We start from the raw sequence: 24263 nt of genomic DNA, 5'->3' as shown, positions 1-24263 counted from the left end.
TGGCGGCCTCGGCCGCCATTGTCGCATTCGTCATACTCGTCCTGCGTGCCTCGAGGTTTGCGCTGCGGCCTATTTCTTGGGCGGCGTCTCGGCGTCTTCTTCGGTGTCGACGATGAGATAGCGCTCGGACGCGCCGAAGAACCGGTCGTAGAAATCACCCGAGCGGATGGTCTCGCTGGTCACGCGCACCAGCGAGTCGTCGCTGGAAGTGAATGGCATCGATACCGATCCCAGCACGCCCACCCCGACGCTGGCCGACTGGCCGGTCTTCTTCAGCGCGAAACCGTCCTGGGTGGCGCTGACGAACATGGTCGAGCTGCGGCCGTTGCCATTGGACGCGCACACCACATGAAACGAGATTTCCATGTGCTTGTCGGCGCTGGGCTGGAAACTCTTGTTGCCGTCGAGGGTGTTGGCGGTGCTCTTGTTGATGATGTACCCCTGGCCCAGCAAGGCCCGGCGCGCCGCTTCGCATACCGCCTTTTCGCTGCCCGGAAAGCTGCGCGAGAAGGCGCTGGTATCGGTGAACTCTTCCTGGTGATAGAACGCGGCGCGGTTGCCGGCGCAACCGGCCATTGCCAGGGCGCCCAGGGCAAGCAGGGCAGTGGAGTGAAAAAAACGCGGGCACGACATGCGGCATTCTCCGACGACAGATTCTGGTGGCGGCAATTGTAAGGGATTCGTCGGCGCCAGGCTGGAAAGGCTTGGTAAATATCGGTAACGCAGGCGTGCGGCCAAAGCTCGGGATGCCTGCTATGCTAGCGCATCGATTCACTCCCGGCCCTGACCCCATGACCACATTGCAGGCCCTGTTGGGCATACGACACCCGCTGATCCAGGCACCGCTGGCCGGGGTACAAGACCACGTGCTGGCCGCAGCGGTATCGAACGCCGGTGGGCTCGGTTCGTTGCCATGCGCAATGCTGGCAGCGCCGGCATTGCAAAGCGAACTGGAAAAACTGCAGGCTGCAACCGACCGGCCCTACAACGTCAATTTCTTTGCCCATACCACCCCGGTCGCCGACCCCGCGCGGGAGGCTGCCTGGCGCCAGGCACTGGCGCCTTATTATGCCGAGTTCGGTATCGACCCGGCCAGCATCGGCAGCGGGCCGGGGCGCCAGCCTTTCAGCGACGAAGCGGCCGAGTTGCTGTCCCGTTTCAAGCCGCGGGTGGTCAGTTTCCACTTTGGATTGCCCTCGCCCCAGGCGATGCAGCGCATTCGTGACTGGGGCGCACGTATCATCGCCTCTGCCACCACCGTGCAGGAGGCGCGCTGGCTGGCCGAGCGCGGGGTCGATGCAATCATCGCCCAGGGGCTGGAGGCGGGCGGCCATCGTGGCATCTTCCTCGGCGACGACCTCACCACCCAGGTAGGCCTGTTTTCACTGTTGCCGCAGATCGTGCAGGCGGTATCGGTGCCGGTGATCGCCGCCGGCGGCATTGCCGACGCCAATGGCGTGGCCGCCGCCATGGCGCTGGGCGCGGCCGGCGTGCAGGTGGGCACCGCCTATATGCTGTGCCCCGAAGCCACCACCAGTGCGGTACACCGGGCAGCGCTAAAGAGCGAAGGCGCCGCGCATACCGCATTGACCAATCTGTTTACCGGTCGCCCCGCGCGCGGGATCGTCAATCGTGCCATGCGCGAGCTGGGGGCGTTGAGTCCGCTGGCCCCCGAGTTTCCGCTGGCTACTTCCGGTATTGCACCGCTGCGTGCCAAGGCAGAAGCGCTGGGTCGCGGCGAATTCACCCCACTTTGGGCCGGGCAGAACGTCACCGGATGCCGCGAGATCGCAGCCGCCGAGTTGACCGCCATGCTGCTGGAGGGGCTGTATCGCTAGCGCCGATGTCACTGACGGGGTGCGCGTTACCGTCGAATGGGAATTGCCGGGGCGGGGAGCGGTGCGTGGTGCAAAATCGCTTGTGCAATTGCCGCGCTGAAAGTAATGTTCAAGTCTTTCAATGTATCGTTTTCCATCAGGACGATCGTGAGCCGTGCCCATGGTGGCATGGTTCCCACAAATGGTTTGTTGAAGATGGCAATGGATAAAAATCAGAAAGTCGAATTGGAGCGCATCCAGCGGGAGCTGGTCGAAGCCCATAACCGGGCGGCGTGGCAGATGGCTGCCACCATCATCAAGGCCTCGCTGGTCAAGGACGGCATGGACCAGCCACCCACGGCGGCCGAGCTGGCCGATCTGAACGCCACCATCACCAACCTGCGCAGCGTGGCCGAAGACGCCCTGGAGTTGCTCAAGCGCTGATCCACCCAGGCCGGCCTGGCCCGTATCCTCGAAGCGGCTGGTCACATTGTTGTCATAGAGCTTGCATACAATCCGCGACTGATCAAAATTCATGACGCGGGTACGAGCACGGTGAACAGCCATTTCAGTCTTGCCCCGACCAGGGGCTCCCCTATCTACCAGCCAAGCGCCGGCAACCTGGCCGTCAGCGTTCCGGTCGTCCCCTTCGACGAGAACAACGCGCGGGTGCTGGAGATATTCGGCCAGCATCGGGAGCTGGTGAGCCTGCCCGTGGTCGAGCATGATCGTCCGATCGGACTGATCAGCCGGCATATCTTCATGTCCCAGATGTCCAAGCCGTATCACCGCGAGCTGTACGAACGCAAGAGCTGCATTGCCTTCATGGACAAGGATCCGCTGATCGTCGACGTCGCAACGCCCATCGAAACGCTGGGCGCGCTGGCGGTGGCCTCCGGTGACAAGACCCTGGCCGACGGTTTCCTGATCGTGGAGCAGGGCCGCCTGGTCGGGCTCGGCTCAGGCCTGGCGCTGATGCGTGAACTGGTGAGCCTGCAAGTCGAGAAGAACCGCCAGGTGATGCAGAGTATCGACTACGCCAGCGTGATCCAGCGCGCCATGCTGAGCACGTCGCGCGGCGCGATGTCGGCCGCGCTGGCCGATGCCTGCCTGGTATGGGAGCCACGCGATGTGGTCGGTGGCGACTTCTATCATTTCGAACAACATGCCGATGGCTGGTTCGCGGCGGTCGCCGACTGCACCGGGCATGGTGTGCCGGGCGCCTTCCTGACCCTGATCGCGTCGTCGTGCCTGAAGCAGGCCATCGAGCAATGCGGGCCGCGCGATCCGGCGCGCCTGATGGGCGAGGTCAACCGTGCCATGAAGCGGGTGCTGGGACAGCATGCCGGCGCCGGCAAGCCGTCCGAATCGGACGATGGCATGGATACCTGCTTCTTCTGGTACCACGCCGACAGCCGCAGCCTGACCACCGCCAATGCCAAGATGTCGCTGTTCCTGCTGGAGCCCGGCAGCGATACGGTGCAGACCGTGGATGGCGAGCGCGTCGGCCTGGGCTATGTCGATACCGGCGACGACATGACCTGGAGCAGCCGCACCATCGTGCTCGCGCAAGCGGCCATGATCCTGGTGTGCAGCGATGGCGTCATCGACCAGATCGGTGGCCCCAGGCACATCGCGTTCGGCAAGCAGCGCCTGCGCCAGGCCTTGCTGGCACACCGGGGCTTGCCGATGGCCGAGCTCGGGCGCGAGCTCATGGCCACGTACTCGAGCTATCAGGCACAGCAGCGGCGTCGCGACGACGTCACCTTTTTTGGATGCCGGCTGGACGCCACGTCCACCGGCCACAGCGAGCAACCAAGATGAGCGGCATAGGACAGGAATGGGCCGATTTCCACAGCTACGTGGAGCGGCGCGACGTGATCTTCTATTACGTCGGCTATTTTTCCCAGAGCATCATCGCCGCCATGGCCGACGCCGTGAAGCTGCGCGTAGAGCAGACCGGCGCGATCGCGCAGACCCGGCGCAAGCTGTTTTCATCGTTCATCGAGATGGCCCAGAACATCGTGCATTACTCGGCCGATTCATACCAGAAGGAAGGGCAGGGCGAGACCTCGATGCGGCATGGCGCCGTGTTCATCTCGCATACCGATGATCGTTACTACCTGCATTGCGCCAACCCGGTCAATGCCGAGATCGCCGAACGCCTGCGCACCAAGCTGGCGCATCTGCGGTCGCTGACGATCGATGAAATCAAGTCGGCCTACAAGGAAACCCTACGATCGGAAACGCCGCCCGACAGCAAGGGTGCCGGCCTGGGCCTGTTGACCATGGCACGCGATGCCAGCGCACCGCTGGACTTCGAGTTCTCGGCGCCGGACGCGGACGGCAGTTCGATGTTCTACCTGCGCGCAACCATTTAAAGAAAGGGTCTCATGATGCAGACCCGTCTTGCTTTCTGATCGAGTCTATGGATAACTTATTTATTGCCGCCAGTGCCAGTTCTCCCGAGGTCGATTTCCGCTTCGAAGAACGGATTCTCTCGCTCAAGGGCGAGTCATACCCGGAGAACGCCGCGCAGTTCTGGGGCGACATCATCGCCACCCTGCGCGCCTTCCTGGCGCATGACGAGCTGGCCACTCCCATCACTGTCAATGTGGCATTGGCGTATTTCAACAGCTCCAGCACCAAGATGCTGTTTTCGTTGTTCGATGCGCTCAACGAAAAGGCCGAGGCCGGCACCGAAGTGATCCTCAACTGGTACCACGACGAAGAAGACGACACCATCTTCGAATTCGGCCAGGAGCTCAAGGAAGACTTCGCCGACCTGGTGTTCCATGATCACGCGGTAACCAGCTGATGACCGACGTCGACCTCTTCGAAGCGGAAGCCGCCGCGCTGGCACGCGCCAGCCAGGTGCTGCAAAGCCCGGCTGCCGACGTGGTGCATTATCGCGATGCGCTCGAGCAGCTGGTACAGAACTATGGCCAGTTGATGCGCCAGAGCCGGCGCCTGATCTCGCGCAGCGACCGCACCGAGCGCGAGCTCAACGCCCTCAATGCGCGGCTGCAGCAACTGAGCGACGAGCTCGACTACAAGGCGCGTCACGACAACCTGACCGGTGCGCTCAATCGCGGGGCGGTGTTCGACGCGGCGCGCGGCATCCTCGAGGATTCGGCGCTGTCGCTGATCGTGCTCGACATCGATTTCTTCAAGCGCATCAACGACGAATTCGGTCATCCGGCGGGCGACGCGGTCATTCGCGAACTGGTCCAGCGGTTGCGCCAGGGCTTGCAGGGCGAGGGCCTGATCGGCCGCGTCGGCGGTGAAGAATTCTCGGTGCTGCTGGCCGACATGCCGTTGCAGGCGGCGGCACGCGTGGCGCAAGACATCCGCCAGGCGATCATCGGCGAACCTTTCGCCTGCTTGCCCTCGCATCCCGTGACGGCCAGTTTCGGCGTGTCGTGGAGCGCCGCCGGGGGCGATTTCGAAAGCGCCTATGCGCGCGCCGACGAAGCGCTCTATCGTGCCAAGCGGGGCGGGCGCAACCGGGTCGAGAGCAACGGCTGATCCGTGCCGCCAGGTGGTGGGGCCGCTGCAAGGTCATCAGAAAAATAGCGTGACCCTGGCGCGCGCGCTGCTATAATGCGATCCGCTTTCGGCAGCCATGCCGGAACCCACTGGCCTGAGTGGTGAAATTGGTAGACACAGCGGACTTAAAATCCGCCGCTACCCTGGAAAGGGGCGTACCGGTTCGATTCCGGTCTCAGGCACCAGCAGCAATCATCCACGCCGGGCCCGACTTGGCGCGGCGTCGTCGCCATCGCAATCCATTCTTGTTCGACCCCATCCATGCGGCTGTCCGCCAAGGCGCCCGGGCAGAGTAAAATATCGTCTTCATCCACCACCAAGAGCGGCGACCATGACGGAAGCGGTAGTGAAGACGGTGCAATGCATTTCTCCCGCCGGGCTGCACAGCATGGCCTACAAGGAGTGGGGCGACCCGCGCAATCCCAATGTGCTGGTGTGCGTGCACGGGGTGACGCGGGTTGCCGACGACTTCGACCGGCTCGCGCGCGAGCTCTGCGATACCTATCGGGTGGTGTGTCCGGATATCGTCGGGCGCGGCCGCTCCGCTCGCCTGGCCAATCCGCAGTTCTACACCATTCCGCAATACGTGAGCGACATGGTCACGCTGCTGGCCCGGCTCGATGCCGAGCTGGTCGACTGGTTCGGTACCTCGATGGGCGGCTTGATCGGCATGGTGCTGGGGTCGATGCCCGACAGCCCGATCCACAAGCTGGTGCTCAACGATATCGGTCCATCGATCAATGGCGCCGCGCTGGCGCGCATCGGCGACTATATCGGCCAGGACGTACGCTTCGATACCTTCGACGAGGCGGCGCACTACATCCGCACCATCTCGGCCAGCTTTGGCCATCACAGCGACGAAGAGTGGCACAAGCTGGCCGCCGACGTGCTGCGGCAAAACGAGCAGGGCCAGTGGATCCGGCATTACGACCTGGCGCTGGCGCTGCCCTTCAAGTCGTCCACGCCCGAGGCGGCCAGCGCCGGTGAGCAGATGCTGTGGGCGGCCTACGACGCGTTGCGCTGTCCGACGCTGCTGGTGCGGGGCGCGCAGTCTGACCTGCTGCTGCCGGACACCGCGCAACAGATGACCCGGCGTGGTCCGCACGCCACGTTGGTCGAAGTGCCCGATGTGGGCCACGCGCCCACCTTCATGCATGCGGCCCAGATCGAAGTGGCCAAGAAGTTCTTGCTGGGCTGAACGCAGTTATTTTTATTGGCGCCGGTGTCACGGCGCATTCAGGAAATAAGGGAAACATCATGTCTGTACAACGCCTGCACGTCGGCAAGCGCCTCTCCGAAGTGGCGATCCATAACGGTACCGTATACCTCGCCGGCCAGATCGCCGAAGACACCACGCAGAATATCGAAGGCCAGACCCGCGAGGTACTGGGTCACATCGATCGCCTGCTGGCCGAGTCCGGCAGCGACAAGACCAAGATCCTGTCGTGCCAGATCTATCTGTCCGACGTCAAGGACTTCGCCGGCATGAACGCGGTCTGGGATGCCTGGGTTGCCGATGGCAACGCGCCCCCGCGCGCCACCGTCGAATCCAAGCTGGCGCGTCCCGAGTTGCTGGTCGAAATCATCATCGTCGCGGCCCAGAAGTAGATCCATGGTTTCAGTTGCTGGCACCCAGGGCGAAGGCCTGGCCGCATTGACCGCCGGTCTTGGCGCGGCCGAGGCTGCGCGCCTCGAGACGGCGCTGGCCGAGGTCGAGTCGTTGTATGCCGAGCGGCAGATTCCGTCGGGGCAGAACGCGCTGCAGTTCGTGCTGTCGGTGGTGACGGTGTTGACGGCGCTCAATGTCGATGTCGAAACCCGCCTGGCGGGCTTGCTGTTCGAGCTCAAGATGATCCACCCGGAACTCGACGAACGACTCGAGGAGCGCTTCGGGCGCGAGACCGCGGAGCTGGTCGGCGGTGTGCGCCAGCTGATGCGTTTTCATAGCCTGACCTTCCAGGCCCCGCAGCAAGAGGTATTGCGCGGCAAGCACGCGGCCCAGCAGGCCGCCTCGCAGGTCGAGACCTTGCGCAAGATGTTGCTGGCCATGGCGTCGGACATGCGAGTGGTATTGGTGCGACTGGCTTCGCGGGTGGCGACGCTGCGCTACTTTGCCGAAACCAAGCAGGAGAACGACGCCAGTCGCCAATATGCGCGCGAGACCTTCGAGCTGTATGCGCCGCTGGCCAACCGGCTCGGTATCTGGCAGCTGAAGTGGGAGCTGGAAGACCTGTCGTTCCGGTTCCAGGAGCCGGCCACCTACAAGCGCATCGCCAGGATGCTCGAGGAAAAACGACTCGAGCGCGAACAGTTCGTGGCCGACGCCATCACCCGCCTGCGTTCGGAGCTGGCATCGTTGGGCATCCGGGCCGAGGTCAGTGGCCGGCCCAAGCACATCTACAGTATCTGGAACAAGATGCGCGGCAAGTCGCTCGACTTTTCCGAGCTCTACGACGTGCGCGCTTTTCGTGTGATCGTCGACGACGTCAAGACCTGCTATACGGTGCTGGGTATCGTGCATGACATCTGGACCCCGATCCCGGAGGAATTCGACGACTATATCTCGCGCCCCAAGGCCAACGGCTACCAGTCGCTGCATACGGTGGTGATGGCCGAGGATGGCCGCGCCATCGAAGTGCAGGTGCGCACGCACGAGATGCATTACTTCGCCGAATATGGCGTGGCGGCACACTGGCGCTACAAGGAAAGCGGCGGCTCCAACTTTGCGGCCCAGAAGTACGACGAGAAGATCGCCTGGCTGCGCCAACTGCTGGCATGGAAGACCGAGGTCACCGGCGCCGTGGTCGACGAGGAAGACGTACGCCGCGACCTGGCCGAGAAACTCAAGGCGGCCACGCTGGACGAACGCATCTATGTGCTCACGCCCCAGGCGCGGGTGATCGAGTTGCCCAGTGGCGCCACGCCCATCGACTTTGCCTACCACCTGCACAGCGACGTTGGCCATCGTTGCCGAGGCGCGCGCGTCGATGGCGTGATGGTGCCGCTCAATACGCCATTGAAGAATGGCCAGACGGTCGACATCATCACCGTCAAGAGCGGTCCGGGCGTCGGGCCGTCGCGCGACTGGCTCAGCCCTGGCTATGCCACCAGCAGTCGTACCCGGTCCAAGGTGCGCGCCTGGTTCAACGCCATCGAGCAGCAGGAAACGCTCTCGGTGGGCCGCGGCCTGCTGGAGAAGACCTTGCAGCGCGAGGGCAAGACCGCCGTCAACCTCGAAGAGCTGGCCCAGAAGCTGGGCTTCGCCAAGGTCGACGACCTGTGTCTTTCATTGGGCAAGGACGAATTCAGCCTGCGTCACGTCGAGCAGGCGCTGCAAGATGCCGAAGCCAGGAAGCCCGAGCTCGACGACGAGGCGTCGATTACCCGCAAGAGTCGCGCCTCGAGCATCGTGCAGGGGGCCAAGTCGGGCGTGCTGGTGGTCGGCACCGATGGTTTGCTGACGCAACTGGCGCGCTGCTGCAAGCCGGCGCCGCCCGATGCGATTGCCGGCTTCGTCACGCGCGGCAAGGGGGTGTCGATTCATCGCATGAGCTGCAAGAACTTCGCCGAGATGAGTGCCCAGGCGCCAGAGCGAGTGATCCAGACCACCTGGGGCTCGCCGGCGCGCGATACGGTCTATCCGGTGGATATCTTCGTGCTGGCCAATGACCGCCAGGGGCTGCTGCGCGATATTTCGGATATCTTCCTGCGCGACAAGATCAATGTGATCGGGGTGAGCACTCAGAGTGTCAAGGGCCATGCGCGCATGGCGTTTACCGCCGAGATCGGATCGACCGAGCAATTGCAAAAGGCATTGACCGTGATTCGCGACGTCAAGGGCGTGATCGAGGCTAAGCGGCAGTGATTTAAGAAAGTTTAGTTTTTTTGAATTTACCCCTTGGCAAAACTGAAAAGCCCACCTATAATCTTGTTCTTCGTTAGGCGCGTAGCTCAGCTGGTTAGAGCACTACCTTGACATGGTAGGGGTCGTTGGTTCGAGTCCAATCGTGCCTACCAATTCTTCTGTTGATGCAGTGAATTGGATAACGAAGTCAAACTGAAATGGGAGCGCATTCGCGGCTTCCATTTTTGTTTTCCGGCCCGTGTTTTTCTTGCGGGTGTCAGCCCGGTTGCCGTCACTGATCAAACTCGTTGTGATTTTTTTTGAGTTTGCCTTTGCTGTGCCGCGGAAACATTTCCAAATTGCTTTAAACTTAGGGCAGTTCGAATCGATTCGATATTTGCACTCGAGGCATAATTTCCCTACGGATGTTGAATTAGCTATGGCAGTGGATGACCAGTATTTTCTCGTAGTCGACGATTTCTCGACCATGCGGCGCATTGTCAGTGGCCTCCTGAAGGAGTTGGAGTACACCAGGATCGTCGAGGCCGACGACGGCTCGTCTGCATTGAAGGTGCTCGAGGCAGGTGCCTTGGGTATCACCTTTGTGCTGACCGACTGGAACATGCCGGTCATGGATGGCCTGACCCTGCTCAAGAAGATTCGCGCCACGCCGGCACTGGCACACCTGCCGGTGCTGATGATCACGGCCGAGGCCAAGAAGGAAAATATCGTCGAAGCGGCGCAGTCGGGGGCGGATGGCTATATCGTCAAGCCGTTCAACGCTGCCACGCTCAAGGAAAAGATCGAGAAGATCCTGGCGCGACGTGCGCAGCTGGCCAAGAGCGCACCGTAGTCGTTCTCTGGAATGATCGGTATCACGCAAAAACGGCATCCAGGAGGATGCCGTTTTTACGTTGCGGGTGGACTATTGCGTGGATGCGAGAGCAGCTCAGCTGCGCCCGATGCCGAACAGCGGCAGTATCTCGCCGCGCGTCCAGCCCTTGATCTCATCGCCATCGAGCAGTACGCGATATTCAGCGTGCCGCTGGCCGTCGTCAAGCTCGACGGTGCGACTCTGAAGGGTGTACTCGACGTTGTTGATGACGGTGATGTGCTCGATGCAGTGTTGATGGTCCGACATGATGCGTTTCTTTCTTCGAATATCTACCATCATCGTATCATGGGTCAGTTTTCAACCTGATTGAAATAAGCGACAGGTCGCGCAATTTGCACTTGTAAAATGCAACGCCGTGGGCGGGTCCTCAATTGCGTGATGTTTGCTATAATGTCGTTCTTTGCGTTTGCCGACGTTGTATGGCGGGCGGCAAGAACATTGAATCCACTTCTATATAAGAGCGAGAAAGGCGAATCGGTTATGACACCGCGAACTAGCACTGGAAATTCCTTGCGACGCTAGTCGGGTTCTTTTTCGTCTTCACGAAAAGCGCGGCTGGCCCGCGTTTTTTTTCGTCTTCATTTTTGGTATCACCCACCCAATTCAGGCAAGGCAGCAATGCTGCCGACACGGAGCACACTATGGTTTCAGTTCGTCTTCCCGATGGTTCCCAGCGTCAATTCGACGCGCCCGTGACTGTGGCACAGGTCGCGTCCAGTATTGGCGCCGGCCTGGCCAAGGCGGCCCTGGCCGGTCGTGTCGATGGCAAGCTGGTCGATACGTCCTTCCTGATCGAGCGGGACGCCGAGCTGGCCATCGTGACCGACAAGGATGCCGATGGCCTGGACGTGATCCGCCATTCCACCGCGCACTTGCTGGCCTATGCGGTCAAGGAATTGTTTCCCGAGGCCCAGGTGACCATTGGCCCGGTGATCGAGAACGGCTTCTATTACGACTTCTCGTACAAGCGCCCATTCACGCCGGACGACCTGGCTGCCATCGAGAAGAAGATGGCCGAGCTGGCCAAGAAGGATGAGCCAGTCACGCGCAAGGTCTTGCCGCGCGATGAAGCGGTCAGTTATTTCAAGTCCATCGGTGAAAACTACAAGGCCGAGATCATTGCCTCGATTCCCCAGAACGAAGATGTCTCGCTGTACAGCGAAGGCGGCTTCACCGACCTGTGCCGCGGCCCGCACGTGCCGTCGACCGGCAAATTGAAGGTATTCAAGCTGATGAAGCTGGCCGGCGCCTACTGGCGCGGCGACTCCAACAACGAGATGCTGCAGCGGGTGTACGGCACCGCCTGGCTCAAGAAGGAAGACCAGGAGGCCTACCTGCACATGCTGGAAGAAGCCGAGAAGCGCGACCACCGCAAGCTGGGCCGTGCACTGGACCTGTTCCACTTCCAGGAAGAAGCGCCCGGGCTGGTGTTCTGGCACCCCAAGGGATGGTCGATCTGGCAACAGGTCGAGCAATACATGCGGCGTGTCTACCAGGATAGCGGCTACCAGGAAGTCAAGGCGCCGCAGATCCTGGATCGTTCGCTGTGGGAAAAGACCGGGCACTGGGATAACTATCGCGACAACATGTTTACCACCGAGTCGGAGAGTCGTGCCTACGCGCTCAAGCCCATGAATTGCCCGGGTCATATCCAGATCTACAATTCCGGCCTGCACAGCTATCGCGACCTGCCGTTGCGCTTCGGCGAATTCGGCCAGTGCCACCGCAACGAGCCGTCCGGCGCGCTGCACGGCATGATGCGCGTGCGCGGCTTTACCCAGGACGATGGACACATCTTCTGTACCGAAGACCAGATCCAGGAGGAAGTGGCCGCCTTCAACCGGGTGGTGCGCGAAGTGTACGACTGCTTCGGCTTTACCGATGTTGCCGTGAAGCTGGCCTTGCGTCCCGAGAAGCGTATCGGGGCCGAAGAGGTCTGGGACAAGGCCGAAAACGCGCTGCGCGAAGCGATTCGCGCCTCCGGCACCGAGTGGGAGGAGTTGCCGGGCGAGGGCGCTTTCTACGGACCGAAGATCGAATACCACCTGAAGGATTCGATCGGACGCTCGTGGCAGTGCGGGACCATGCAGGTAGACTTCTCGATGCCGGCGCGGTTGGGGGCCGAATACGTCACCGAAGACAACGGCCGTCGGGTGCCGGTCATGCTGCACCGGGCGATTGTCGGTTCGCTGGAGCGCTTCATTGCGATCCTGATCGAAAACCACGCCGGCGCGATGCCGTTGTGGCTGGCGCCGGTGCAGGTTGTCATCCTGAATATTTCCGACGCGCAAGCCGATTATGTGAAGGACGTTGCACAAACGCTGAAAAAACAAGGGTTTAGGGTCGAGACCGATTTGCGCAACGAAAAGATTACCTATAAAATACGGCAGCATTCGATTCAGAAGCCGCCATATATCCTTGTGGTAGGTGATAAAGAACGTGATGCAAACACTGTGGCCGTGCGTGCGCGGGGCAATGTCGATCTGGGCGTGATGCCGATCGACGCATTGGTGGAGCGTCTCAAGACAGAGGTCGACACCAAAGCCTGATAGAAAGGGAGCCTGGCTCCCTTTGCGCAAGGAGCACCGCTTTATTCATTGGATGTCAAAAGGAAACTGCAATAGCTACTGACAAGTCGCATCGCCTAAATCGCGAAATCACTGCACCAGAGGTGCGTTTATCGGGTGTTGAGAACGAACCCTTGGGTATCGTCAGCCTGGCTGAAGCGTTACGTCTGTCCGAAGAGGCAGAAGTGGATCTCGTCGAGATCGCGCCGACTGCCCAGCCTCCGGTCTGCCGTTTGATGGACTACGGCAAGTTCAAGTACCAGGAGCAGAAGAAGGCGCACGAAGCCAAACTCAAGCAGAAGGTCATCCAGGTCAAGGAAATCAAATTCCGTCCTGGCACCGATGATGGCGATTACAACATCAAGGTGCGCAACATGACCAAGTTCCTGGAAGAGGGCGACAAGGTGAAGATCACGTTGCGTTTCCGCGGCCGTGAAATGGCCCACCAGGAAATCGGCATGCGCGTTCTGGAGCGCTTGAAGGTCGACCTCGAGCCGTATGCGCAGGTCGAGCAGTTTCCCAAGATGGAAGGCCGCCAGATGATCATGATCATGGCGGCGAAGAAGAAGAAATAACGCGTACGTCTTGCGTGCGCGGTTTGCCGTAAGAGGCGAGGTCGCACGACCTCGCCTGTGTTGCGAAAGCGATCTACAGGTAGGCCGACAAAGGATTTGCCCGCCGCAGTCAGTCAATGACCGCGGCAGGCGAAAGCAGCGGGGTTACCCCGCTGTCAAATAAGTGAGAGCAGGCATCAAAGAGCAGCGAGTGTTGCTGCCACCTGCAATCATAAAAAAATGGAGCTGTCCAACAGGACAGATTTGCTATGCCTAAGATGAAGTCGAAGAGCAGCGCGAAGAAACGTTTTCGCGTGCGCCCGGGCGGTACTGTCAAGCGCGGTCAAGCCTTCAAGCGTCACATCCTGACCAAGAAGACCACCAAGAACAAGCGTCAATTGCGCGGTGCAGTGGAAGTTCATGACACAAACATGAACTCCGTGCGCGCAATGCTGCCGTTCGCTTAACCTCACACTCATACTAAAGGAGCTACTATGCCTAGAGTCAAACGTGGGGTAACAGCACGTGCCCGTCACAAAAAAGTCCTCGCCCTTGCCAAGGGTTACCGTGGTCGTCGCAAAAACGTATACCGTATTGCCAAGCAAGCGGTCATGCGCGCTGGTCAGTACGCCTACCGCGATCGCCGTAACAAGAAGCGCGTTTTCCGTGCCCTGTGGATCGCCCGTATCAACGCCGCTGCCCGTCAGCATGGCGTGACCTACAGCGTGTTCATGAACGGCTTGAAGCGTGCTTCGATCGAGCTGGACCGCAAGGTCCTGGCCGACATGGCTGTCACCGACAAGGCTGCGTTCCTGGCCATCGTCAACCAGGTGAAGGCCAACATCGCTGCAGCCTGATCGTCAGCGTGTTGATGCGGCAGCCGGCCGCTGATGCATGACGCATGAAGTCCAACAGCAGCCGGCGCTGCAAAATCCTGCGGGGCAGAGGTGAAATACCGATGCCCCGTATGTTTTTGATCCACGCATTCGTGGATATTCTTCTTTTCGACTTCGTCGTCGGATTTTCGATTGGAGCGAGATTTACCGCATGAATCCCCTAGACCAACTCGTGGCACAGGCGCAGAGCGATTTTGCCGCCGCCACTGATGCTGCCGCACTGGAAAACGCCAAGGCCAAGTACCTGGGCAAGACCGGCCAGATCACCGAGCAGATGAAGGGCCTGGGCAAGCTGGCGCCGGAAGAGCGCAAGACGCAAGGGGCGATCATCAATGTCGCCAAGGAGAAAATCGAAACCGCGCTCACCGCGCGGCGCGATGAACTTGCCAATGCGCAGATGCAATCGCGCCTGAACGCCGAGGCCATCGACGTCACCCTGCCTGGCCGCGGTCGTGGCACCGGCGGCATCCATCCCGTGATGCGCTCCTGGCAGCGGGTCGAAGAGATCTTCCATTCGATCGGATTCGATGTGGCCGATGGCCCCGAGATCGAGACCGACTGGACCAATTTCACGGCGCTCAACAGCCCCGAAAACCATCCCGCACGCTCGATGCAGGATACCTTCTATATCGATGGCCGCGACAGCGCCGGCAAGCCGCTGCTGCTGCGCACCCACACCAGCCCGATGCAGGTGCGCTATGCGCGCATGAACAAGCCGCCGATCAAGGTCATCGCCCCCGGGCGTACCTATCGCGTCGACAGCGATGCCACCCATTCGCCCATGTTCCACCAGGTCGAAGGCCTGTGGATTGCCGAAGACATCAGCTTCGCCGACCTCAAGGGCGTCTACCTCAATTTCGTCAAGGCCTTCTTCGAGACCGATGACCTGCAGGTACGTTTCCGCCCCTCGTATTTCCCGTTTACCGAACCGTCGGCCGAAATCGATATCGCCTTCGGCAGCGGCCCCCTGAAGGGGCGCTGGCTGGAAGTCTCCGGTGCCGGCCAGGTACACCCGACGGTGGTGCGCAACATGGGTCTCGATCCCGAGCAATACATCGGTTTTGCATTCGGCTCCGGCCTGGAGCGCCTGACCATGCTGCGCTATGGCATCAGTGACCTGCGCCTGTTCTACGAAGGCGACCTGCGCTTCCTCAAGCAATTCAATTAAATCGATAACGAGCGGCGTCGCGCATGGTCGCGGCGCGTGTTGGTGCATAGCCGAAAGTCTGAATCATGCAATTCTCTGAAAACTGGTTGCGTACGATGGTCAATCCGAACATGACTTCGGATGAACTCTCGCATTTGCTGACGATGTCGGGCCTCGAAGTGGAAGAGGTCGAGCCGGTTGCACCGCCGTTCACCAACGTGGTGGTGGGCGAAGTGCTGGAAGTGAGCAAGCATCCCGATGCCGACCGCCTCAACGTCTGCCGTGTCAACGTGCACACCGGTACCATCCTCAATATCGTCTGCGGCGCACCCAATGTGCGGGCCGGCCTCAAGGTTCCATGCGCCATGGTCGGCGCGGTGCTGCCGCCGGGCGCCGACGGCAAGCCGTTCGAGATCAAGGTCGGCAAGCTGCGGGGCGTCGAATCGCAAGGCATGCTGTGCTCGGCACGCGAGCTGAAGCTGTCCGACGAGCACGGCGGCCTGCTGGAGCTGCCCGACGATGCGCCGGTGGGCCAGAATTTCCGCGACTACCTGCAGCTCAACGACCTCAAGTTCACCATCAAGTTGACGCCCAACAAGGCTGACTGCCTGTCGGTGCTGGGCGTGGCCCGCGAAGTCTCGGCCCTGACCGGGGCGCCGCTGAAGTCGCCCGTGTTCCAGCCGGTGGCGTTCACGCTCGACGAGAAGCTGCCGGTGCGTATTTCGGCGCCGGACCTGTGCGGCCGCTTCGCCGGTCGCGTCATCCGCGGTCTCAACGCGCGTGCGGCCACGCCGCAATGGATGAAGCAGCGCCTGGAGCGCAGCGGCCAACGCCCGATCTCGGCGCTGGTCGACATCTCCAACTATGTCATGCTGGAACTGGGGCGTCCGTCGCACGTGTTCGATCTCGACAAGATCCACGGCGGCCTGGACGTACGCTGGGGCAAGCAGGGCGAATCGCTCAAGCTGCTCAATGGCAATACGGTCGAGGTCGATGAATGGGTCGGCGTGATCGCCGACGACAAGCAACTCGAATCCCTGGCCGGCATCATGGGCGGCGACGCCACCGCCGTCTCGCTCGACACCACCAACATCTACCTCGAAGCCGCGTTCTGGTTCCCACAGGCGATCCAGGGGCGTGCCCGTCGCTATAACTTCTCGACCGATGCCGCGCATCGCTTCGAGCGTGGCGTCGACTTCGCCACCGTGGTCGACCATATCGAGCGTATCACCGCCTTGCTCATCGAAATCTGCGGTACCGCCCAGACCGGCATCGGCCCGATCGACGACCAGGTGGTGAACCTGCCGCAACGCGCCGCGGTCAGCCTGCGCACCGCGCGCGCGGCCAAGGTGATCGGGGTGGCGATCACCGACGACATGGTGGCCGACATCTTCAAGCGGCTGGGCCTGCAGTTCAGCCAGCAGCCCGGCCTGTTCTCGGTCACGCCTCCTTCGTATCGATTCGATATCGAGATCGAGGAAGACCTGATCGAAGAGGTGGCGCGCGTCTACGGTTTCGAGAACATCCCGGCGCTGCCGCCGGTGGCTGCCAGTGCGATGCGCATCGCTCCCGAGAACACCCGTTCCCTGTTTGCGATCCGGCGCCAACTGGCCGACCTCGATTACCAGGAGGTGGTCAATTTCAGCTTCGTCGAAGCTGCCTGGGAAGCCGATTTCGCCGGCAACGACGACCCCATCCGTTTGCTCAATCCGATTGCCAGCCAGATGAGCGTGATGCGTTCTTCCTTGCTGGCGGGCCTGGTCGCCAACGCCCGCTACAACATCAACCGCAAGGCCGGTCGCATCCGTGTCTTCGAGATCGGCGGCGTGTTCGCCAAAAACCCGGCCGCGCTCGACGGCGAGCTGTCGGTGGCCGGTTTCGACCAGCCCAAGAAGGTCGCCGCGCTGGCCTATGGCCCGGTGCTGGAAGAGCAGTGGGGGCAGGCCAGCCGCAATATCGATTTCTTCGATCTCAAGGCCGATCTGGAAGCCTTGTTCGCGCCGCGCGCATTGCGCTTTGCCCGTATCGAGCACCCGGCGCTGCATCCGGGGCGCAGCGCGCAAGTGCTGCTGGGCGAACAGGTCATCGGCGTGATCGGCGAACTGCATCCGCGCTGGCAGCAGAAATATGACCTGCCGCTGGCACCGGTGCTGTTCGAAGTCGATGCCCACGCCCTGCAGCAGCGCGACCTGCCGTCGTACCTCGACATCTCCAAGTTCCCGGCCGTCAGCCGCGACCTGGCGCTGGTGGTCAAGCAGCCGATCGCAGCCCAGCAATTGCTGGATGTGTTTGCTGCCGAACAGCGTGACAACGCTGCCTGCGCTATCATCCAAGCCATTGTTTTATTTGATGAATATCAAGGCAAGGGGCTCGAGACGGACGAAAAAAGTCTTGCGTTCAGGTTCACGTTGCAAGATACTCAAAACACCCTTCAGGATGACAAGGTCGACGTTGCGATGAGTGCACTGGTGACAGCTGCAAGCGCAAAGCTTGGCGCCAGATTGCGTGCCTGATGAACCCGCAAGACAATAACAACAGACTGGTCACAGGCCCCGTCACTTTCGCCATGAACAACGTGAATTCGAACGAGTTTCAATCCGTGCTGGACGCCGACCTGCAACGTGCCGTGCTCGAATCGCATGCGCGCTCGCAGGCCGAGAAGAACCTGCCGACGCTGACCAAGGCCGAACTGGCCGAACTTTTGTTCGAGCAGGTCGGTCTGAACAAGCGCGAAGCGAAGGACATGGTCGAAACCTTCTTCGATGAAATTCGTAATGCCCTCGAGCGTGGTGAAGCCGTCAAGTTGTCCGGCTTCGGCAACTTCCAGTTGCGCGACAAGCCCCAGCGCCCGGGGCGCAATCCCAAGACCGGTGAAGAAATACCCATCACCGCGCGGCGCGTGGTTACTTTCCATGCAAGTCAAAAGCTGAAGGAAATGGTCGAGGATTCGAGCGTCAAACCGCTTGAGATGTCAGCCTAATCTATGAACGATCGCATCAACAAACCGGCGTTGGTGGTATTGCCACCGATCCCTGCCAAGCGCTATTTCACCATCGGCGAAGTCAGCGAGCTGTGTGGCGTCAAGCCGCACGTGCTGCGTTATTGGGAGCAGGAATTCACGCAGCTAAAGCCCGTCAAGCGGCGCGGCAACCGGCGCTATTACCAGCACCACGAAGTGCTGCTGATCCGTCGCATCCGCGAACTGCTCTACGAGCAAGGCTTTACCATCAGTGGCGCGCGCAACAAGCTCGATGGCAGCCAGGAGCCGGAACAACCCGAAATCCAGGTGCCGCCGCCGATCAGTCTTGACGAAGAGGCAATCGAAGCGATGCGCGCGGAGTTGTCGGCAGTACTGCAGCTGCTCAAGCCAGGCCTATCGGCCTGAGCGGCCTGGTAACGGGCGAGTTCGAACCTGGCCGCGGCGATGCCGCGGTTTTTTTACGCCGGTCGACCCGGCCCGGATCAATTGGGAGGCAAGCGATGGCCTGTTTCTGGCGTGCGATGACGGCGGCGGACCTGCCGCAGGTAATGCAGATCGCAGCGCGGGTGCATATCGGCTATTTCGAATCCGAAGCCGTGTTCGCCGAGCGACTGGCGTTGTTTGCGCCGGGTTGCATGGTTGCCGTGGCGCAGGGCGCCGAGTCGACGCTGCTCGGCTACGGCATCATGCATCCCGCGCGTTACGGTCATCCGCCTGCGCTGGACAGCCTCCTGCATCGCCTCGATATCGACGCCGATGGGTTGCACCTGCACGATATAGCCCTGCTGCCGCAGGCGCGCGGAGGCGGGTTGGGGCGCGCGCTCATGGAGCGCATGCATGACTTGATGCGGCAACACCACCTGGCCCATGCCAGCCTGGTCGCAGTGCATGGATCGGCCGCTTATTGGCGCGATGCCGGCTTCGTGCCGGATGCATCGATGCAAGTCAGGCTTGCCAGCTATGGCAAGAATGCGCTCTACATGGTCCTGAGCATCCGCGACAACAACAAATAGTTAGTTATTTCCTGGTGGAAATTTCTCATTTTCGGCAGCGCTGGCCCCTGGGTTGCAATATTAACCAGAGGGAATCTTGTCGCGCGACAATGCGGCAGGAACGCTAAAAAACCCCTCTGGGAGCGGGATTGCGCTTGATGAGTTGTGATCGGCTGGATTACAATTGATGAAATATTTACAACGTTTGATCCAAATTGATTCGAACGTCCCGATTCTTCATCTGAAGCTTGTTTGGTTAAAGAAATTAGTTTCCGAATCAACATAGCTCATCCACTAGGGGATTACATGTCTGGTCGTCCAATGTCGCTGTTGGCACTGGTTGCCGCAGCCGTATCGATGTCGTTCGCATTTTCCGGCTCGGCGCACGCTGCCACCGGCCTTACCGGCACCGAAATCCTGCAGCAGTTCAACCTGGTGACATTGGGTAATGCCAATTCCAACTCCCACGTGGACGGTCGTGTCTTCGTCGGTGGCAACCTCACCGGCGGCGACATGGTGCAGCATGCCAGCAGCACCGCTGCCTCGAACTATGCCGGCCTGACCGTGCTGGGCAATGCCACCAACGTCAAGGTCAATGGCCTGGGCGCTGTGATCGGCGGCAGCCTGTCCAATTCGACCGTCAATACCGGCTCGTCCTATATCTCGGGCAATGTCAGTGGCAGCAACCTCAATGGTCCAGCCTATGTGGTCGGCACCAAGAGCGGCAGCAACTTCAATGGCGGCCAGCCGACCACGCCGACGGCCCTGATGCAGACCAACCAGGCAGCGTCGACCTCCACCAACTTCGGTGCCACCCTGCAAGCGGTGTCGGACAAGCTCAAGGTCGCAGGCGCCAACAGCACCATCTCGATCAGCGGCAACAAGGCTACCTTCAATGCGGTGGGCAATTCGGCTGGCGTGGCCGTGTTCAATCTCGACAACGCCGCCAGCGCCGCGTTGTTTGCGGCCGGTGAGTTCAGCTTCTCGGTCAACCATGCCACTACCATCATCATCAACTCCAGCGTGACGGCAGCCACCATCGGGGCCAACTTCCTGGGCGGCCAGGCGCAATCGCTGGGCAGCGCGATCATCTGGAATTTCTATAACGCAACCAGCATCACCACCAACGCCCAGTTCGGTGGTTCCATCCTGGCCACCCACGCGACCCTGACCAATAACCAGAACATCGAAGGCGGCGTCTACGTCAACAGCCTGCAGCAGAATGGCGAGATCCACCTGCAGGCATTCAACGGCAACATCTCCGCGGTGCCAGAGCCACAAGCCTATGCCAGCATGCTGGGCGGACTGGCGCTGCTGGGTTTCACGGCAATCCGTCGGCGCAAGAAGGGCCAGGATCTCGGTTGATACCGGATGGACATCGAAGGATTGAAAGGCGCGCGATGAAAATCGGGCGCCTTTGATTTATAAAGGTTGCAGTCGGCCGTAGACCGAGGATCGCCCCGAGAGGCTCATTGCGATCCGCATCAGCAGGTCCTGTGTCGGCGCCGGCTTGCCATTGGCGGCAAGCATGACCAGGGCCAGCAGCAATGCCATCCAGGGACGGCCGGCCAAAGGACGGGGGAGCTTGCCGGCGGTGGCCAGTCCGCGTGCGAAGAGCAGGGTGGTGACGATGCCGAGCGCGACCCCAAAGACCAATTCGGAGGGCGAGTGGACCTTGACCACCAGGCGCGAGGCCGCAATCAGCAACACCAGGCATGACGTGGCACCGACCACCAGCAACCGGCGTCGACGCGGTGCACCATGCGAGACCAGCAATGACAGCGACAGGTAGACGCTGGTGGCCGAAGCGGCGTGGCCGCTTACACCTGTAAAATTAAGTAAAGCGGGCGCTATTTGCCAGCCCATGAAGATAATCTTGCTTAACGAGACGAATAGTATCGCCGTACCGAAACAAATTACCCAGCGCAATGCCAGGGACCAGCAGCGATTGCTGCAAAGCCATAAAGCGATCAGAAGTGCAGCAGGTACCGTAATGCTGCTGTCGCCTAGAAAAGTAACGATATTCCACATAATTTCCTGTTGTCCTACACGCTGTGACGAGGTTATCTGATTGATGTTTTTACTGAATAAAACGACTATCACATGCCTTGCCAGTTAGCAATAAAAAAAGTTAGATTTTTTTGCCTTATCACAAAAAATGATGCATGATTGAGCCTGACTTTTTTTCTGTTGCGGCGCAGCAATCCAGCTGGAAAAGAGCATCCTTTGTTGCAAATTTATAAAAAGAAAGGGCATCGGGTAGAACGAATGACGTTGCAGGTAAACTCCAGTTTTTCTATCCGGGTCGCATCAGGGATCGTCGCATTGCTTACAGGCTCACTGGCTTGCGCGCAGCAGAATTACACCTATGCGACTGTACCTGCCAACGACGATGTAGTTACGCCATACGCCCAGTACTCGATTACCTACGACGACAACGTGTTGCGGCTGCGTGATGCGGCCCAGGCGCAGTCGGTGATGGGGTCGGACAGGATGGCCGATTCCTATAGCACCACGGTTGGTGGATTGCGTATCAATAAATTGCTGGGGCGCCAGCGCTTCACCATCGATGCCAGCGCCAACCGCACCAAGTTCGATAACTTTTCGGCGTTCGATAACGACGGCAAGGACTTGAAGGCCAACTGGAGTTGGGTCGCCGGCCGATTTCTGTCCGGTGGACTCGGCTATGTATATTCTCAGGCGCTGACGCCGTTCCAGAATTTCCGCGTGTTCGAGCGCAACATCCGCACCACGCGCAGCAAGTTTGCTTCGGTGGGCCTGAAGATGCATCCGGACTGGACCTTGCGGGCGCTGTTTACGCAGTTGTCGCTGGGCTACAGCATCCCGTCGCAGCAGGTCAACATGTTTACCCAGAACATTTCTGAACTCGGTCTCGACTATACGCCGCGCAGTGGCAGCACCGTAGGTCTGCAAGCGCGGCATACGGTAGGCAACTATCCATACTCGACGTCGATCAATGGGGTGCTGGTCAATAACTCTTTCACGCAGGACGAACTCAAGGCCAAGGTGTTGTGGTTGTACAGCGGCAAGACGCGCTTGCAGTTCCTCGGTGGCATGGTCGATCGCAAGCGGCAGAGCGGTGGCAGTACTAACTATTCCGGATTCAATGCGCGCCTCATTGCCGATTGGCTGGCAACTGGAAAAACGTCGTTCTCGATGAATCTTTGGCGCGAGATCGGTGGTCTCAATGATGTCGATGCGAACTATGCGCTCACCAACGGAGTCAGTCTTGCGGCCACGCTGGCGTCGAGTGACAAGTTGCGTTTCGACGGTCTGGTCGACTACGAAAAGCGTAACTTCAATGGTGCGGTCCTGATCCAGGGACTGACCCCATCGGGGCGTCGCGACAAGTATGAAAGAGCCAGTTTCAGCGTGACCTATATGCCGACCAGCTCGCTGTCGCTGGTGGCAGCGATCTACCGTGAAAACCTGCAGTCCAACATCGACAGTTTTGCATACGTGTCCAACGGTGTGTCATTGACAACCCGCTACGAGTTTTGAGGCCCGCAATGAAAGAAATGCATGATCATATGCCGCTGTCCAACATCAAGCCGCATTCGCTGGCGATGTTGTTCAAGCGCGTGCTGGAACCGGGCCTGATCGTCTGCTACCTGTGGCTCATCACCAAGGTCGAGCGCCTGCCGTTCACGGGCGACTACTGGGTGCTGTCGATCATGACCTTCTTCGTCAGCTCCTATGTGTTCGGCGAGCTGCACGAGCGCCGCCTGCGCAAGAACGCCAAGGCAATCAAGCTGGTCAGCCCGATCTTCATCGACTGGTTCCTGATCGTCGCCGTGCTGGTGGTACTGGGTTACGTATGCGAGTTCTACAGCCAGTTTTCGCTGCGCGTGATCATGCCCTGGATCATCGGCGCGCCGTTCGGCCTGCTGGTGACACAGCACATCCAGCAGCGGGTCATGAAGGATTTGCGCACCAAGGGCGATGTCCAGAAGGCGATCATCATCGGTGTCAATCCCACCGCCCTGAAGCTGGCCGAGCGCCTCAACGACTATCCCACGCTGATGGTCGACCTGGTCGGTTTCTTCGACGACCGCGCCATCGGTCGGCAGCCGGCCGGTACCTATACGCCGTTGCTGGGTGGCATGCTGGAAGTGGGTGCGTATGTGCGCGAGCACGGCATCAACAGCGTCTATATCAGCATGCCGATCTCGGCCCAGCCGCGGGTGCTGCAAGTGATCGACGAATTGCAGGACACCACTGCCTCGATCTACTTCATCCCCGACATCTATATCTTCAACCTGATCCAGGCGCGCTTCGACTATGTCGGCGGCATGGCGGTGATGGCAATCTGCGAGACCCCGTTCCACGGCATGAACAACTTCGTCAAACGGGTCAGTGACATCGTGCTGGCGTCGGTGATCCAGTTGTTGCTGCTGCCGGTGATGCTGGTCATCGCCATCTGCGTCAAGGCCACTTCGCCGGGACCGGTGATCTTCAAGCAGCGCCGCTACGGCCTGGATGGCGAAGAAATCGTGGTCTACAAATTCCGTTCGATGACGGTCATGGAGGACGGCGGCGCCGTTACCCAGGCGACCAAGGGTGACATGCGACTGACCAAGATCGGTGGCTTCCTGCGCAAGAGTTCGCTCGACGAGTTGCCGCAGTTCTTCAACGTACTCCAGGGGCGCATGAGCATCGTCGGCCCGCGTCCGCATGCGATTGCCCACAACGAGCTCTATCGCAAGCAGATCAAGGGATACATGTTGCGTCACAAGGTCAAGCCCGGCATTACCGGCTGGGCCCAGGTCAACGGCTTGCGCGGCGAGACCGAGACGCTCGACAAGATGAAGGCGCGCATCGAGTTCGACCTGGAATACCTGCGTCGTTGGTCGCTGATGTTCGACCTCTGGATCATCTTCCAGACGGTGCGCATCGTGTTGAAACGCGATAACGCGTACTAGGTAACTGACAGCATGACATGGCCCCAGTGGCCAATGAGATAGTTGTTGTGGCGCCATCGTGTCCGCTCGCCGGTATCCG

At 60.3% G+C, this 24263-nt stretch carries 25 protein-coding genes and 2 tRNA genes; 24 read left to right on the top strand and 3 right to left on the bottom strand.

Going from position 1 to position 24263, the window contains the following annotated elements; genetic code table 11:
• Positions 1-69 precede the first annotated feature (69 nt).
• On the bottom strand, positions 70-633 hold the full coding sequence (locus tag PMI40_RS07095; RefSeq protein ID WP_008113599.1) for a DUF2242 domain-containing protein: 564 nt from the start codon (positions 631-633) through the stop codon (positions 70-72).
• A gap of 158 nt (positions 634-791) precedes the next feature.
• On the opposite strand from PMI40_RS07095, the gene PMI40_RS07090 reads away from it, so the two are divergent.
• The 12 genes from PMI40_RS07090 (at position 792) to PMI40_RS07035 (ending at position 10063) form a co-directional block, all read left to right on the top strand.
• Positions 792-1838 carry a nitronate monooxygenase family protein gene (locus PMI40_RS07090; RefSeq protein WP_008113597.1) on the top strand — a complete coding sequence of 349 codons (1047 nt, stop codon included), beginning with the start codon at positions 792-794 and terminating at the stop codon, positions 1836-1838.
• A gap of 201 nt (positions 1839-2039) precedes the next feature.
• Entirely contained in the window at positions 2040-2261 is a 222-nt protein-coding gene (locus PMI40_RS07085; protein WP_040501777.1) for a hypothetical protein, read from the top strand.
• A gap of 111 nt (positions 2262-2372) precedes the next feature.
• Positions 2373-3641 (top strand): SpoIIE family protein phosphatase, encoded by a 1269-nt coding sequence (locus PMI40_RS07080; RefSeq protein WP_008113593.1) that lies wholly within the window; start codon positions 2373-2375, stop codon positions 3639-3641.
• The gene (locus PMI40_RS07075) at positions 3638-4198 is read left to right on the top strand and encodes a SiaB family protein kinase (RefSeq protein WP_008113590.1); all 561 of its coding nucleotides are present in this window, start codon (positions 3638-3640) and stop codon (positions 4196-4198) included. Before PMI40_RS07080 ends, PMI40_RS07075 begins: the two co-directional genes overlap by 4 nt.
• 47 nt (positions 4199-4245) lie before the next feature.
• On the top strand, positions 4246-4635 hold the full coding sequence (locus PMI40_RS07070) for a DUF1987 domain-containing protein (RefSeq protein ID WP_008113588.1): 390 nt from the start codon (positions 4246-4248) through the stop codon (positions 4633-4635).
• Entirely contained in the window at positions 4635-5345 is a 711-nt protein-coding gene (locus tag PMI40_RS07065; protein ID WP_008113586.1) for a GGDEF domain-containing protein, read from the top strand. The genes PMI40_RS07070 and PMI40_RS07065 overlap by 1 nt, the downstream gene beginning before the upstream one ends.
• A 113-nt stretch (positions 5346-5458) precedes the next feature.
• Positions 5459-5551 (top strand) — tRNA-Leu (locus PMI40_RS07060).
• Positions 5552-5697: 146 nt separating this feature from the next.
• Positions 5698-6564 (top strand): alpha/beta fold hydrolase, encoded by an 867-nt coding sequence (locus tag PMI40_RS07055; protein WP_008113584.1) that lies wholly within the window; start codon positions 5698-5700, stop codon positions 6562-6564.
• A gap of 59 nt (positions 6565-6623) precedes the next feature.
• A complete protein-coding gene (locus tag PMI40_RS07050) occupies positions 6624-6974 on the top strand; it encodes a RidA family protein (RefSeq protein ID WP_008113583.1) in 351 nt (116 codons plus the stop codon).
• A gap of 4 nt (positions 6975-6978) precedes the next feature.
• Positions 6979-9231 (top strand): bifunctional (p)ppGpp synthetase/guanosine-3',5'-bis(diphosphate) 3'-pyrophosphohydrolase, encoded by a 2253-nt coding sequence (locus PMI40_RS07045; protein ID WP_008113582.1) that lies wholly within the window; start codon positions 6979-6981, stop codon positions 9229-9231.
• 75 nt (positions 9232-9306) lie between these two features.
• Positions 9307-9383 (top strand) — tRNA-Val (locus PMI40_RS07040).
• A gap of 266 nt (positions 9384-9649) precedes the next feature.
• Entirely contained in the window at positions 9650-10063 is a 414-nt protein-coding gene (locus tag PMI40_RS07035; protein WP_008113581.1) for a response regulator, read from the top strand.
• Between the two features lie 96 nt (positions 10064-10159).
• Here the strand turns inward: PMI40_RS07035 and PMI40_RS07030 are convergent, their stop codons facing one another.
• Complete coding sequence (locus PMI40_RS07030) at positions 10160-10351, bottom strand: hypothetical protein (protein WP_008113580.1); 192 nt, start codon at positions 10349-10351, stop codon at positions 10160-10162.
• Between the two features lie 395 nt (positions 10352-10746).
• On the opposite strand from PMI40_RS07030, the gene thrS reads away from it, so the two are divergent.
• The 10 genes from thrS to PMI40_RS06980 all read left to right on the top strand — a co-directional run bounded on the left by thrS (position 10747) and on the right by PMI40_RS06980 (position 20606).
• Positions 10747-12654 carry a threonine--tRNA ligase gene (gene thrS / locus PMI40_RS07025; protein ID WP_008113579.1) on the top strand — a complete coding sequence of 636 codons (1908 nt, stop codon included), beginning with the start codon at positions 10747-10749 and terminating at the stop codon, positions 12652-12654.
• Positions 12655-12725: 71 nt separating this feature from the next.
• Complete coding sequence (gene infC, locus PMI40_RS07020) at positions 12726-13247, top strand: translation initiation factor IF-3 (protein ID WP_081496422.1); 522 nt, start codon at positions 12726-12728, stop codon at positions 13245-13247.
• A gap of 248 nt (positions 13248-13495) precedes the next feature.
• A complete protein-coding gene (gene rpmI / locus PMI40_RS07015) occupies positions 13496-13693 on the top strand; it encodes a 50S ribosomal protein L35 (protein ID WP_008113577.1) in 198 nt (65 codons plus the stop codon).
• A gap of 27 nt (positions 13694-13720) precedes the next feature.
• Positions 13721-14083, top strand: a complete 363-nt coding sequence (gene rplT, locus PMI40_RS07010; protein ID WP_008113576.1) for a 50S ribosomal protein L20 — start codon at positions 13721-13723, stop codon at positions 14081-14083.
• 190 nt (positions 14084-14273) lie between these two features.
• Positions 14274-15290: a phenylalanine--tRNA ligase subunit alpha gene (gene pheS / locus PMI40_RS07005; RefSeq protein WP_008113575.1), complete on the top strand. Its 1017-nt coding sequence runs from the start codon at positions 14274-14276 to the stop codon at positions 15288-15290.
• A gap of 65 nt (positions 15291-15355) precedes the next feature.
• Positions 15356-17782 carry a phenylalanine--tRNA ligase subunit beta gene (pheT, locus tag PMI40_RS07000; RefSeq protein ID WP_040501763.1) on the top strand — a complete coding sequence of 809 codons (2427 nt, stop codon included), beginning with the start codon at positions 15356-15358 and terminating at the stop codon, positions 17780-17782.
• 53 nt (positions 17783-17835) lie between these two features.
• Entirely contained in the window at positions 17836-18249 is a 414-nt protein-coding gene (locus tag PMI40_RS06995) for an integration host factor subunit alpha (protein WP_081496423.1), read from the top strand.
• Positions 18250-18252: 3 nt separating this feature from the next.
• A complete protein-coding gene (locus PMI40_RS06990; RefSeq protein WP_008113570.1) occupies positions 18253-18654 on the top strand; it encodes a MerR family transcriptional regulator in 402 nt (133 codons plus the stop codon).
• A gap of 95 nt (positions 18655-18749) precedes the next feature.
• Entirely contained in the window at positions 18750-19262 is a 513-nt protein-coding gene (locus PMI40_RS06985) for a GNAT family N-acetyltransferase (protein ID WP_008113567.1), read from the top strand.
• A gap of 285 nt (positions 19263-19547) precedes the next feature.
• On the top strand, positions 19548-20606 hold the full coding sequence (locus PMI40_RS06980) for a choice-of-anchor A family protein (protein ID WP_008113565.1): 1059 nt from the start codon (positions 19548-19550) through the stop codon (positions 20604-20606).
• A 57-nt stretch (positions 20607-20663) separates the two neighbouring features.
• On the opposite strand, the gene PMI40_RS23205 is transcribed toward PMI40_RS06980, so the two are convergent.
• Positions 20664-21272, bottom strand: a complete 609-nt coding sequence (locus tag PMI40_RS23205) for a phosphatase PAP2 family protein (RefSeq protein WP_081496421.1) — start codon at positions 21270-21272, stop codon at positions 20664-20666.
• Positions 21273-21410: 138 nt separating this feature from the next.
• Here PMI40_RS23205 and epsL point away from each other — a divergent pair, with 138 nt between their 5' ends.
• A complete protein-coding gene (epsL, locus tag PMI40_RS06970) occupies positions 21411-22763 on the top strand; it encodes an XrtB/PEP-CTERM-associated polysaccharide biosynthesis outer membrane protein EpsL (RefSeq protein ID WP_238540912.1) in 1353 nt (450 codons plus the stop codon).
• Between the two features lie 8 nt (positions 22764-22771).
• Positions 22772-24184 (top strand): undecaprenyl-phosphate glucose phosphotransferase, encoded by a 1413-nt coding sequence (locus tag PMI40_RS06965; protein ID WP_008113559.1) that lies wholly within the window; start codon positions 22772-22774, stop codon positions 24182-24184.
• Positions 24185-24263: the final 79 nt, after the last annotated feature.

The organism is Herbaspirillum sp. YR522, assembly GCF_000282575.1.
GTDB lineage: Bacteria > Pseudomonadota > Gammaproteobacteria > Burkholderiales > Burkholderiaceae_D > Herbaspirillum.
Note: the sequence above shows the minus strand (reverse complement) of the source record. Positions and strands in the feature narration are given on the sequence as shown.